Raw genomic sequence first — 12,758 nt, 5'->3', positions numbered from 1 at the left:
TTCCTCCTTTCAGAAGATAACTCCAGCCTGAAGAATGACATTGGCATATGGAGTAAACTCACCTGTTCGTATGATTGCCTTAGCCTGATGAGTCATTGTCTTCAGTTCTTCATGACTCACCTCGTGCACAGTTACCCCGTTTAAGGAAGTTTCCATTTGCTTCTTTAGCTTTGGAGTTACCTGATCCATTTCACTTGCAATGAAAGCCTGCTCAACTTGCATTTCTAGAAGTACGGTTTCCAAACAATCCATAAAAGAAGGAACACCTTGTTTCAAAGCCAGATCAATTCGCTTTACGTGAGCAGGAATAGGCAACCCGCTATCACAAATGACAATCGTGTCGGTATGCCCAAGTTCACTGATCACCTTGGAAATTTCACTATTTAAAATTCCAATCTTTTTCATGTAGGTTCTCCCTTGGAATTTTTCGCAAACACTTCCACATCCTTCATGCTTGGCATACCAGCTTGAGCACCAAACTTAGTAACGGCTAGTGCTGATACCTTCGCTGCAAATGATACAGATTGTTCCAAGCTGTTTTGCTTGGCAAGCGAAAAAGCTAATCCGGCATTGAATGAATCCCCAGCGCCTGTCGTATCAACAACAGAAACCTTATAACCGGGAACTTTTTGAAGTTTCCCTTTTTCTAAAAAAGCGGATCCATCAGCCCCCAACGTCGTGACAACGTTGTTTGCTCCCCTTTGTATTATGCTTGTCATCGCAGTTTCCAATTCATCACCTTCCGCCTGAATCCCAGTAAGCAAACTCAATTCCGACCGGTTGGGAGTGATGTAATCTACATTCCTCAATAGTTCATCCGGCAAAAACTGAGCGGGAGCCGGATTCAAGACAACAGTCTTCCCAAACGACTTTGCCTTTTTCGCTGCATGAATAACCGTATCTAAAGGAATTTCCAACTGAAGAAGAAGGATGTCCGCATTTTGGATGATTGCATCATATCTATCGATATCGTCTGGCAGCAATTGATAATTAGCACCCGGAACAACCACAATGCTGTTATCCCCATTTGAAATAAAGATGGAAGCTATCCCCGTTGCAGTGCCATCCACGAGTTTAACCGAGTTTCTACTGATCTTATTATCATCTAAAGCTTTCAGCAGCTCTTGACCAAAACTGTCTGTGCCGACAGCTCCAATCATTGTTGTTTTGGCTCCGAGCCTTGCAGCCGCTACCGCTTGATTTGCACCTTTGCCACCTGGTATGAACCGGGCGTTAGATCCAAGAATCGTTTCTCCCAGTTGTGGGTGTCTATTTGCTTCAATTACGATATCCATGTTTAAGCTTCCGATAACAACGATATGAGGTACCTTCAATTTACCCACTCCTCTTCGTAGATTCTCTTGGAATTAACGTGACATCCAGTTCATAAATTTGATCCTCTTCGATGGTGCCTTCGATCTTCTTAATTAAAATCCTTGAAACCAAAGCTCCCATATCATAGATGGGCTGTGCGATTGTCGTTAATTCAGGTTCTGTAATTTCGGTCATATTTATTCCATCGAATCCACAAACGGCTACTTGTTCAGGAACTTTAATGCCCATTCTATGCAAAGCTTTCAAGGCTCCAACGGCCATCAAATCATTTCCTGCAAATATAGCATCAATATCAGGGTGCCGGCGCATAAGTTCACCTGTAGCTTTTATACCACCGCTAATCCCAAAATCCCCTTGAACCAATAAGCTTGGGCTGAACCAATCAAAAGCTCTTACGGATTCCTCATATCCAATTAATCTCTCTTTGGCAGGGATCAGATCCTGAGGACCATAAATATGCCCGATTTTCTTGCTTCCTAATTCAAGAAGATGCTTTACTGCTAATCTGCCTCCCTCACGATTGTTCGAACGAACAACGCTGCAGGACTTGTTGGTAGGCGCTCGGTCTAAACAAACAAACGGGATGTTAAAAGACGCCAATTTGTCTACATCTTCTTGACCCAATGTATTGGATGCAAAAATAATGCCATCGATATTTTTGCTCTTTAATATGTCAATATAATTTTTTTCTTTACCAATTTGACCGTCAGAATTGCATAAAATGACGGTAAATCCATAAGTAGAAGCAACATCTTCAACCGCCCGGGCTAACTCTGGAAAAAAGGGATTTGAAATGTCGGGTAAGATTAGCGCAAATGTTTGTGTGCTTTTTCCAGCAAGCCCCCTTGCTACAACACTAGGTAAATAATTCAGTTTTTCAATCGCATGTTTTATATTCAGTTCCGTATCTGCGTTTACATATCCACTTTTGTTTAAGTAACGAGAGATAGTGGCAATAGAGACTCCGGCTAACTTGGCTACATCACGAATGGTTGCCATCCTAGTTTCACTTCCAACTTCATATTTATGGTAACGATACCTTATATTCATATTAAAGCCCATAATACCAACGTTTAATCATGTGGTACCGGTTACACACAAAATATATCACAGTTTATTTTCGTCCGCAAGCTAAATATTTTAACTCCCGCAAAAATCGGAAAAGCCGCAATATTACGCGGCTTCAGTTTATGTTTTCACCTTTTAATACCAAAAGGTACACGAAAAATTTATAAAATAAGATCGTGAAATCGTGCCTATAAACAGTAACTATTTCAGATGATCAATAATAGCAGCAATAATCTGCGATAATAAGAACGATGGGAAGTACTATAGCATAAACTGCATAGTAACTAAATAAGTATTTTTGGATCCATTCGATGTTATCTACTATAAAATCGGAGGTGAAATTGTTGATAACATCCGGACCTTCTCCTGCGGCAATCGCAACGTTCACCTTTTGAATGTAACCGGTTAAATCCCCGGGTACCCCCAAGTAGTTAATTGTAATATTCGGATTTTTGGCCATGAAATCTTTTGCGACCCCTTGCCAGAACGTATCTCTCTCCGGCGTTGTAGCTGCCGCCCAAAATGTAATCGTCGATTTCTTGCCTGAATCCTGCCCTGCAGCTGCATTAGTTGGCCCAGCACTGGCGCTGGCGTTTGATCCGGAACCGGAACCGTTGCCCCCGCAAGCTGTCAGTACGATTCCAGAAAGCATGACCGCGGCTATTCCAAGCCCCCACAGTCTTTTCTTCATTTCAATCATCTCTTCATACCCCTTAATTATTTGGCAAATCTGACGAGAAATTTCGTCTTGCCTTTAGTTTAGCGTGGGCACTCAAATTTCGACATAAGTTTTCTTTAACTCTTTGTCTGTGTCAAAGTTGGTTCAATTATAATCTTTCGATACCCTGGTGCTGCCATTCGTATTCCTAATACATAGGTAAGCCACTCTTTTACATGCCCCATCATGGCATGATTTCTTGACCTCACCATCCCTTGCCATAACTCCTCGTAATTCCAGTATTCAGGCAAAGTAGTTAATTTATTATCAACAAAGAACTTATAACTAGGCTGCGTATCATTCATAACCATTTTATACACAATATCGTTCTTCCCATACTTCCCGAGCGAAGCAAACACTTGTTTTAAGCCTACTTCGCCTGACGAAAGGTGATAATCACGGATTTGGACGGCTTCTACAAGTCGATTAACCGCAATCTCATTATTTTCTTCTAAAATGATGCCGCTAAATAGCACACATCCATAGCTTGTTTGACTACCATTACCATAAATGCGGCTTTCCGGTTGGTAGCACTCCGCATGCAGGTGAAATTGCTCCTTTACTTTTTCAGCCTTAGCGGCGAAATTCATTACATCCCCGGAATGCCCTGTCAATGCTGCAATCTTAGCCATCGTGCTCAGTAAGTAATAGTAAGCGCAATTTTCTACCAGTGTTACTGGGGTGTTTTCATGTAACTGCCCCCAGGCGATCAGTTGATCGTCTATAATTGTCTCTTTGATACCCAAATGATAGATCATCTATCTCTCCTACTTCATGATTCTCCAATCAGGGAACATCTCAGTTCTCTTGCGGACGGTACTTCGACCTATTTCTCTATCTTCGATAGCGATAATTCATTTGAAAACATTATAATGAGGCTTTACCGTGAAGTCTCTGCTCCCTGTATGGGTTCTACTACCATGCTTCAAACACTCTTAGCCCAGTTAGTCGTTGCCGTTTACAGACAGAAATTCGGAGAAATAGAAAAGCCGACAACAGAAGCTGCCGACTTTTCTAGAGTACTCCAGTACATTGAGAACCATTTATACGAGCCAATTACGCTTTTAGATTTGGCGTCATTATCACGGTGGAGCAGTCGACATTTGCAGCGCATGTTCATGCGGCATACCGGCCAATCCTTCGGTTCCTATCTGCAAAATTGTCGCGTCCAAAGGAGCTGTTCACTGCTTCGAGACTCCGATTACAAAATCACTGTAATTGCAGAGCAAGTCGGCTACATCGGAAGCTTTATCGTTCATAGATCGATCTTTCGATCTATCCCTTTACTGCGCCACCCACGATGCCTTTAATAAAATGCTTTTGCAAGATCAGAAAAGTAATAATTAACGGTAATGTTCCCAGCAAGATAGCTGCAAAAATCATGTTCCAATTATTATTGTATTGACCCGTGAAGGTGAAAATAGCCATCGGAATCGTACGACTTGTTCTTTCCTGTAAAAAGAGAAGCGGAACTAAAAAGTCATTCCATATCGAAAGACTGTTCGTAATAATAACCGAAGAGGTTACAGGTTTCATCAATGGGAAAATAATATTAAAAAACGTTCCAAAAGGACCACATCCATCAATTAATGCTGCATCTTCCAGTACGTTCGGCATCGCTTTCTTTAACTTAATAAATTTCAACTTCCGCAAATTGCATCCTGTACGTATTGTAGTCACTCGGGTTCAACCATAAATTCGTGCCGGTAACCTTCATATATCTGACTGATTGCAGGGTGAAACTTAAACTTTGAACGTTATACTCTGGTTACGCATCCCCCGTTTTTGATACCACGGTAGTCCAATTTATTGTAATAGAACCAGCGGCAGCCATGGACGAGATAATAAAGTTCTAGACTGCCGCCGTTTTATTGAACTAACGTTCCTTATCTCCGCTTTATCATTGATCTACTTTTTAAGCCTTAGCCTTTTCATGTTTCTGAATATATTTCAAAGTATAATGAGTCCCGCAAATATAGATCCCCATGATAGCTAGGTAATCTATTACAAACCTCAAGGCGGTTTCATCGAAGCCCCAATACCCAAATGGATTATAAATGAGCAACCTAGAACCCATATCTCTTTCAAAGGAAATTTGCACACCATAAACAACAATTAACACCGCCAAGAAACGAAACGCAATTGTGCGTACACGGCTGGTAGTGATGATTCCCGTCATTTTTCTCGCTGCATTAATAATCCTTCCCCACGAGATTCCTATATGAACAGCCATGAGTATAAATCCCCAATAAGCACTCAGAACATGTATCTGCCTTACGGTCATGTCATTATTTATCGGAATAAATGGAAATATGTCACGTGAAATTGGCACGGAACTAATCAGTGCAACAGCGATCGTTAATAGAAATAGCAAATTTACCGCTATGCTAATAATTTGTTGTACCTTGTACTTTCCCCTAAAAATCGTTTTATACCACCGTCGATTCAAGATATTGTGAACCATAAACAATACAAACAAGAAAACACCAACCAGTTCGTGGATCATATTTCCAGTAATATGATAAGCCATCGCTACCAACATGGATACTGTCATAATAAGGTCAATGACCAGCTTAATAAACATATTTGGATTCAAAAGCTTACCTCCATAACTTATTATCTTATGACTTTTTTTCGGATGATAGAGTAGCCATGTAATCTTTTAATGCATTTAACTCCCAATCTTCTAAAGAGATACCTGCAAGCCTCGATTCCGTATTGTTATCCTGCGATCCCATAAAAGTCTCAAGTTTGAAACTCTCCATTTGGTTGGATGTGTACACGAAGTCATCCCGCTCCTGACTTGCATGACAAGAAATGCAGCTCTCGATGTTTCTCTTGGTATTAACTGACTTGTCAGCAGTGAATGCCTGGTATCGCCAATCTCCGTTGCTCTTCTTTGGAGAGTTCTGATCGCCCCACCCAGTGCGCTTTTCCGAAACAAAAATGTCGGATAGTACTCCATCCCTGTATATCTCGAGAGTCAATGCGGTTCCGCTGGGGAACGGTTTGCCTGCTTTCACCGCTTCGATCGTTTCCTTACTCGCGTAAAGCAGCTCTTTGGCATTTCCACGAGTCACAGTCGTATAGAGTACGCCCTTATCGTAGTTCTCAGGGAGTTTAACTTGTTCACTGTCAGTTCCAGGAGGTTCCGCCTGCCGAGTACTGTTTGTCATGTCACTGTCAGTTCCAGACTGTTCAACTTGTCGAGTATTGTTTGCCATGTCGTTATTGTTACTTCCACATGCAGAGAATGTGAAGGCAGTAACTAATCCGAGGGCAAGTAATAATAGCTTTTTCAATGTTTTTCCTCCTCCAAAATAAGCAATTACGGCTTCCTCAAAATTCCAAGATGAGCGTCCAGCGTTTTTGACCAGTATGTCCAAAATGATTTAGCGCTTGTTTCATGCGTAACCTTATTATGCAACAATTCAAAAAGGGATCGATATCCCGATTATCTTAAATGATTGCCTATTTCTCTTACATGAACGAACACTCATGAATTTGTGATTTTTATCACTAACTTTCGCAGTTGCATCTTAACCGGCCAAGGATGCCGCTTACCATTTCTTAAATGCTCCACCTATATTTAACTAATAAAAAAAACCAAATAGATTCCCCATCTGACATTGATGAGAGAGTTTCTACTTGGCCTTTTCTAGATATAGCTCGAACTAACTGCTTAAGGATAATCGGAGGAATTTCCGTGCCGTATCAGCAGTGTTACCGAGCGGTGATTTCCAAACCTATAGGCTGATTAAGGTGGATGTCAGAATGCCTCTCACACATTGGATACTTGCTCAGTAATTACCTGTGTCTGATCATATGTTTCCTTCAGACGCTTCATATCAGCTTTGGGAGGAAAACCAAACATGCGAGAATATTCACGGCTAAACTGAGATGCACTTTCGTAGCCTACCCGGTAGGCAACCTCAGAAGCATCCGCCGACTCCGTTAATAATAGGCGCCGAGCTTCTTGCAACCGAAGCTGTTTTTGGAATTGAAGAGGGCTCATAGCAGTGATTTCTTTAAAGTGTCTATGTAACGAAGAAATACTCATATTTGCTATTTCGGCAAGTTCTTCAATCCGTAAGAGACTGTCATAGTTATTCATTATTTGTTCAATAACATCTTTGATTTGATGGGTTGAGCTTCCTTCCATTACAATTTGCTCCAAAATAATCCCATTCTGACCTTGCAGTACCCGATAAAGAATTTCCTTCGTAAACAGTGGAGCAAGCACCGGAATATCTTTTGGATTATCAAGCAAACGAACTAACCTGATAGCCGCATCTAACAAAGATGATTCCATCTGGCTGACAAACATTGCTCGCTTAGGATTTTCTTTCGGATCAACTCGAATTTCAGACTCATGTAAAACCTCTAAGATTTGACTCGGTGTAAATTCAAGTTTGAAACCCAAATATGGAACATCGGGAGTGGCTTCAGTGACTTTGGCGGTAACTGGCAAGTGAACGGATGCAACAAGGTAATCGGCAGGACTGTATGTAAAGCGCTCCTGCGCTAGCCATACCTCCTTCTCCCCTTGAACTACCATACAAAAGGAAGGCTTGTAAACTCCGTGGCTTTGTCCGGCCGCATTCGAGACACGCATGAAAAATAAGGATGGAATAGCAGTTGGGTGAACACCGTCCTTTTCTGAATAGCGTTCAATGATTTTGGCGAGCTCTTTCTGCTGTTTAGTGATTATTTCACACATTTGATTCTCCTTGTTCTATTCTTTATAGTTCGATTATAGTCCATATTCATCTGTTATATAAGTGGTAGTGAGAGGATTAGGCAAACATTTGGCACGAATGGGATAACGGTCGCTTTGTCATCTGGTGCATAATAAGGATGTGAAAAGGAGGAGAATACATGGCAATGAGCAACACCTGGAAAATTTACATGCTGACCCTTATCAGCTTTTTGGTCGGTATGTCACAATTCGTGATCTCAGGCATTTTAGATGAGGTCGCTAATTCCGTCGGCGTATCGTTATCGGCGGCTGGACAGCTTATCACTGTATTCGCGCTTGCCACTGCAATTGGTACCCCTGTAGTCATGGTGACGACAGCGAAGATGGGGCGGCGTAAGCAACTGTTGCTGGCTCTTTATGGGTGTAATGGATAAGATCAAATCGATTTACAAATAATTTTAAAAAACTGGAGGATTTTATATGCAAAAAGTAATTTTGAACAATGGTGTTGAGATGCCTATACTCGGTTTTGGTGTTTTTCAGATTGCAGATCAAAATGAATGTGAACAAAGCGTTTATGACGCTATTATGGCAGGCTATCGGCTGATTGATACCGCTGCTTCTTATCAAAATGAAGAAGCAGTTGGCAGAGCGATCAAACGGAGTGGCGTGGCAAGAGAGGAATTATTTATCACTACGAAGCTTTGGGTTCAGGATGCTGGTTATGAGCGCACAAAAAAAGCATTTGAAAAATCAATGGAAAGACTGCAATTGGATTATTTGGATTTGTATTTAATTCATCAGCCATTTGGCGATGTGCATGGCTCTTGGCGCGCTATGGAGGAATTGTATCGTGAAGGGAAGGTCCGTGCAATTGGCGTTAGTAACTTCCAGGCGGATCGTCTGATCGATTTGATTATTCATAATGAAGTAGTTCCTGCCGTAAACCAGGTTGAAACGCACCCTTTCAACCAGCAAATCGAAAGTGCAAAATTCATGAAAGAGAACAACGTTCAGATCCAATCCTGGGCGCCTTTTGCTGAAGGAAAAAATAACTTGTTCCAGAATGAGGTATTGGTATCCATAGCTGAAAAGGTTAATAAATCCGTTGCTCAGGTGGTTTTACGTTGGTTGACACAAAGAGAAGTCGTTGTGATTCCAAAGTCTGTTCGTAAAGAAAGAATTATCGAAAACTTCAATATCTTTGATTTTGAATTAAGACATGAGGATATGGAGTCGATTACTACGTTAGATACGAAACAAAGCCTGTTCTTTTCACATCGCGATCCTGAAATGGTGAAATGGATCGGTACCCGTAAACTTATATAGCAGTAGGAAAACTGCATAAAATTATTACATTTTTTATGTTCCTCGATATAGCCCAATTCATGAATAATTTCAGCTTCATAACCTGTTTCTTCCTTGATTTCACGTAAAAATGCAACATCAGTATTTTCGCCTTCATCTATCCCTCCACCAGGTAACTTGAATTGAATATTTCTGCCCTATAACGAAATAGGGCCGCCAAATTATCGGCAGCCCTACGTTATTGAACTAGGTTTACAATTATGACCCATACGACATTCCCGAAACTCTTTCTTATCTTTTTCTATTAATTCTTTCCAGCGACCTATAATACTCATCTGAATCATTTTGTTTAGATCCTTCGATAAAGTTAAGTATTTTTAAAAAAGCTATACCTGCAAATATTAAAATAAATGGAAGCATATAAAGTGAAAAGCCAAAGACGATTGTATAAGCAATGATTAAAACCACTATCAAAAATATTAGCCAAAACCACTTTTTCATAGGATTACCCCAATCTTGTAATAACTTCAACAACTTTCTAATTTCGTAATTTGATGTTGAATACAATGGTTTCATTAAGTTATATCGCTATCCTATAATACCATATTTAGGAATAAATCAGTGTAAAATTTATCAAGAATATACATATATCTTCACATCACATAACTGCCCGTCCCTCAATCGTTGGACTTTCCAGCTTACGTTTTGAATTTCATCTAATTTAACCTGTTGTTGAGAAAGGTTTTCAATTACGCATAACAATACAAGTTCTTGGCATCATTCGGCAAACGATATATGTTCTTGTCATTGGCTTTTGACAAGAACATATATCGTTAAAACAAAAAAAGCCGCAACTACACGACTTTTAAGCTTATATGTTCTTGTCACCCGAAAGTTGGACAAGAATATATATCCTTAAAAGACAAGAACATATATCCATACCCCTTATAAACCCCTTATATCCATACCCAACCGCAATTTATAAATAGAATAACCGCCGATTGGCGGTTATTCTTAAAACCTTAATTTCATAATTACAAAGCAATCTCAAGCCCCTGGCCGACAGGCTGAACCGTCTCCAGAACACGCTGGGTCATTTCATTCCCCATCAAAGAATCAATCACCCAAGCGGACAATTCTTGTCCGGCCAAACACCCGGCAGCCGTGCTGATGTTACCGTTATTTACAAAGCTCTCGTTAACGACCTCTACGCCAAACGCGGCTAACTGTCCGGCCGCAGTCGGATAAGTGGTAGCCCGCTTTCCTGTCAAATAACCCAAAGCTCCCAAGAGCAAAGCACCCGAACACATGGATCCGATCAATTGCCGATCCGGAGAAAGTTGAAATCGGCTTAGATAAGCCGGGTCCTTGAACAAGGGTTGCACCCCTCTTCCGCTTGCGAACAGGACGGCATCCAATGTATTCGCCTCCTCAACCATCCCATGCATGGGGATTCTTAATCCCGCCATAGACACATGCGAAGATGCGGTCCCCAGCAGCTTTACTTCCCAATCGGCGATACCACCGACCAATCGCACTCTATTCAACAAATCCCAAGGCAGGAACACATCAAGATCCGTAAATTCATCAAAGCAAATGATAGCTATTTTCATTTGTAAACAGCCCCTCTCACCTTTTTTTTGGGAAACGATACCAAATCCCTAGTATAGCGCATCTTTACGAGTTTACAATTCCAAATTTTTTTCTTTTTTTATAACAAAATTTCTATATAATTATCAGATGCTTCAAAACACTAAGGAAAACGGAGATTTTTTAAATGCTTACTGTTTTAAAAGAAAAGAAAAAACCTATGAACTACGCGACTTTTAAAATTTTCTCATGATTGCCGGCTTCATCTATTAACCTCCATTCCCAAGAAAATCAAACTGTGCTTTTGTTGATGATTACTTTACTACAGTTAAATTGATAAGAAAAAGACATATATGTTATTGTAGCAATATGATTTACTTATATCTTGAAAATTAGGTGATCTCGGAAATATGGAGTTTAGACAATTAGCTTACTTCGTTGAAGTCGCGAGATTGAACAATTTAACACGAGCGGCTGAACGGCTGAAAGTCGCCCAACCGGCGCTCTCGCAGCAAATCAGAAACCTGGAACGAGAACTTGGTGTAAGGCTGTTTAACCGCTCTGCCCGCGGTGTAGCGCTTACTGAGGTAGGAAAGATATTTTTTATTGGTGCAGAAAAAACATTAGCTGAGGCGGAACGGGCCAAAGATTCCGCCAAAGGATTCAACAACCAGCTAAGAGGGAAGGTAACTGTAGGTGCGCTAGAATCCGTAGTGCAAACCAGACTACCGCGAATGCTGGCAACCTTCGGGATTGAGTATCCGGGGATTAAAGTATTTATAAGGGAGAATACAACCAGATCGCTTCTTGAGGCACTTAAGAAGGGCGAATTGGAACTCGCTATTGCACATGAATGGGATGATAAATATTTTCCACAGTTGGAAGATTCAAATCCTCCGTCTGGAATTTGTGCGAAATCGCTGTATAATGACGAGTTAGTTCTTGCCGTTGCTAAGGGTCATCCATTGGAGAAACATAAAGCGGTTTCTATCCGGGAATTAAGGGAAGAATCGTTTATATCTTTTAAAGAGGGATCGAGGTTACGTTCACTTGTATATGCGGCGTGCATCAGAGAGGGTTTTGAGCCAATCATTACCTACGAATGCGCTTCTCCGCGGATACTGGTGGCAGAAGGCCTCGGGATTTCGATACTCCCTAGGCTGATGGCAGAGACGCCAGGGCCATCTATTTCGATTATCCCACTGGATCTTCCTCTATCTCGTTCGGTGGCCATCTTTTCCTTCGAGGGACGTTATCTCTCGCCGGCAGCCGATATTTTTATGCGTTATGCAGAAAAGTATCTAGGTACGGGTATTCCATGAGGGGATAGACTCACACTCTCATCAACACTCCCGCACTTTCCCCAACAAATTTTTTATGGTAGGGTTCACCTTAACGGTCATAACGGCGAAAAAGCTACCTCGGCAGCTCCCTTTTTAGTTGCTATACTTATTACGCTATTGTTTCCGTTAGTTTAATACTCAATATACATACTTTATGAAACTTTGATTTTAAGAGGCTGTGATTCGATTTCAAATTCATAGTATTTATCAACATGTTTAATTCTGAATTTTGCCTTTGAAACGACATCATAGTTTCCTGCTTGTAATATGAATTCATTATTTTTTGGATTAACATGCCCTTCTCCATCGTAACTATATTTCGCATCTGGCTTCAAAGACATCATTAATCCGATGTCATTAACGACTCGTAGCTTTACATCTTGCAGAGCAGGTTCACCATTATGATAAACAACATAAGTGAACATATCTGCACCATGTTCTACTTCCCATGAACTGTCGGAATTATTAACCAAAGTACCTTTTACAATAAAAAGTTCATCCGCTTGTAAATCTTTAGGTGCATCAACATTAATACTGAAAATCTTAGCATTTGGTATCGTCTCTATATCATTTTGACATCCAACAAGTGTAATTATTATGACTAATAAACTTACTAAAACATAACGTTTCATAAACATAACCTCCTTCTCATGAATATATAAACGAAATCATATTTAGAAAGTTGCTACCGTCCCAT

Annotated in this window: 15 protein-coding genes and 2 pseudogenes; 4 read left to right on the top strand and 13 right to left on the bottom strand. The window is 40.7% G+C overall.

Going from position 1 to position 12,758, the window contains the following annotated elements:
* Window positions 1–9 precede the first annotated feature (9 nt).
* From rbsD to QFZ81_RS08010, 5 genes are all read right to left on the bottom strand, one after another.
* Complete coding sequence (gene rbsD / locus QFZ81_RS08030) at window positions 10–405, bottom strand: D-ribose pyranase (protein ID WP_056839153.1); 396 nt, start codon at window positions 403–405, stop codon at window positions 10–12.
* Window positions 402–1,343 carry a ribokinase gene (gene rbsK / locus QFZ81_RS08025; protein ID WP_307602197.1) on the bottom strand — a complete coding sequence of 314 codons (942 nt, stop codon included), beginning with the start codon at window positions 1,341–1,343 and terminating at the stop codon, window positions 402–404. Before rbsK ends, rbsD begins: the two co-directional genes overlap by 4 nt.
* Window positions 1,336–2,334, bottom strand: coding sequence for a LacI family DNA-binding transcriptional regulator (locus QFZ81_RS08020; RefSeq protein ID WP_307445819.1), 999 nt, complete (start codon window positions 2,332–2,334; stop codon window positions 1,336–1,338). The genes rbsK and QFZ81_RS08020 overlap by 8 nt, the downstream gene beginning before the upstream one ends.
* Window positions 2,335–2,617: 283 nt before the next feature.
* Entirely contained in the window at window positions 2,618–3,094 is a 477-nt protein-coding gene (locus QFZ81_RS08015; RefSeq protein ID WP_307445821.1) for an extracellular solute-binding protein, read from the bottom strand.
* Between the two features lie 104 nt (window positions 3,095–3,198).
* Window positions 3,199–3,879 (bottom strand): alpha-L-rhamnosidase-related protein, encoded by a 681-nt coding sequence (locus QFZ81_RS08010; RefSeq protein WP_307445823.1) that lies wholly within the window; start codon window positions 3,877–3,879, stop codon window positions 3,199–3,201.
* 162 nt (window positions 3,880–4,041) lie between these two features.
* On the opposite strand from QFZ81_RS08010, the gene QFZ81_RS08005 reads away from it, so the two are divergent.
* Window positions 4,042–4,431 carry a helix-turn-helix domain-containing protein gene (locus QFZ81_RS08005; protein ID WP_307445826.1) on the top strand — a complete coding sequence of 130 codons (390 nt, stop codon included), beginning with the start codon at window positions 4,042–4,044 and terminating at the stop codon, window positions 4,429–4,431.
* Here the strand turns inward: QFZ81_RS08005 and QFZ81_RS08000 are convergent.
* From QFZ81_RS08000 to QFZ81_RS07985, 4 genes are all read right to left on the bottom strand, one after another.
* On the bottom strand, window positions 4,397–4,765 hold the full coding sequence (locus QFZ81_RS08000; RefSeq protein WP_307445828.1) for a carbohydrate ABC transporter permease: 369 nt from the start codon (window positions 4,763–4,765) through the stop codon (window positions 4,397–4,399). The genes QFZ81_RS08005 and QFZ81_RS08000 overlap by 35 nt on opposite strands.
* A gap of 271 nt (window positions 4,766–5,036) precedes the next feature.
* Window positions 5,037–5,717, bottom strand: a complete 681-nt coding sequence (locus QFZ81_RS07995) for a DUF4405 domain-containing protein (protein WP_307602195.1) — start codon at window positions 5,715–5,717, stop codon at window positions 5,037–5,039.
* Between the two features lie 25 nt (window positions 5,718–5,742).
* On the bottom strand, window positions 5,743–6,423 hold the full coding sequence (locus QFZ81_RS07990) for a cytochrome P460 family protein (RefSeq protein ID WP_307602193.1): 681 nt from the start codon (window positions 6,421–6,423) through the stop codon (window positions 5,743–5,745).
* 479 nt (window positions 6,424–6,902) lie between these two features.
* Window positions 6,903–7,841 (bottom strand): AraC family transcriptional regulator, encoded by a 939-nt coding sequence (locus tag QFZ81_RS07985; protein WP_307602191.1) that lies wholly within the window; start codon window positions 7,839–7,841, stop codon window positions 6,903–6,905.
* 164 nt (window positions 7,842–8,005) lie between these two features.
* Between QFZ81_RS07985 and QFZ81_RS07980 the strand changes: the two are divergent.
* Together QFZ81_RS07980 and QFZ81_RS07975 are read left to right on the top strand one after the other, a co-directional pair.
* Window positions 8,006–8,236: pseudogene (locus QFZ81_RS07980) on the top strand (MFS transporter); the annotation flags it as partial.
* Window positions 8,237–8,300: 64 nt separating this feature from the next.
* Window positions 8,301–9,149, top strand: coding sequence for an aldo/keto reductase (locus QFZ81_RS07975; RefSeq protein ID WP_307445837.1), 849 nt, complete (start codon window positions 8,301–8,303; stop codon window positions 9,147–9,149).
* A gap of 77 nt (window positions 9,150–9,226) precedes the next feature.
* Here QFZ81_RS07975 and QFZ81_RS37280 read toward each other — a convergent pair.
* From QFZ81_RS37280 to QFZ81_RS07960, 3 genes and pseudogenes are all read right to left on the bottom strand, one after another.
* Window positions 9,227–9,289 (bottom strand): annotated as a pseudogene (locus tag QFZ81_RS37280) (hypothetical protein); the annotation flags it as partial.
* Between the two features lie 130 nt (window positions 9,290–9,419).
* Window positions 9,420–9,629, bottom strand: a complete 210-nt coding sequence (locus QFZ81_RS07965; RefSeq protein WP_307445839.1) for a hypothetical protein — start codon at window positions 9,627–9,629, stop codon at window positions 9,420–9,422.
* 533 nt (window positions 9,630–10,162) lie between these two features.
* Window positions 10,163–10,741, bottom strand: coding sequence for a DJ-1/PfpI family protein (locus tag QFZ81_RS07960; RefSeq protein ID WP_307445841.1), 579 nt, complete (start codon window positions 10,739–10,741; stop codon window positions 10,163–10,165).
* A 387-nt stretch (window positions 10,742–11,128) separates the two neighbouring features.
* On the opposite strand from QFZ81_RS07960, the gene QFZ81_RS07955 reads away from it, so the two are divergent.
* Window positions 11,129–12,040 (top strand): LysR family transcriptional regulator, encoded by a 912-nt coding sequence (locus QFZ81_RS07955; RefSeq protein WP_307602188.1) that lies wholly within the window; start codon window positions 11,129–11,131, stop codon window positions 12,038–12,040.
* A gap of 173 nt (window positions 12,041–12,213) precedes the next feature.
* Here QFZ81_RS07955 and QFZ81_RS07950 read toward each other — a convergent pair whose 3' ends face one another.
* Entirely contained in the window at window positions 12,214–12,693 is a 480-nt protein-coding gene (locus QFZ81_RS07950) for a hypothetical protein (RefSeq protein WP_307445845.1), read from the bottom strand.
* Window positions 12,694–12,758: the final 65 nt, after the last annotated feature.

The organism is Paenibacillus sp. V4I9 (assembly GCF_030817295.1).
GTDB lineage: Bacteria > Bacillota > Bacilli > Paenibacillales > NBRC-103111 > Paenibacillus_E.
Note: the sequence above shows the minus strand (reverse complement) of the source record. Positions and strands in the feature narration are given on the sequence as shown.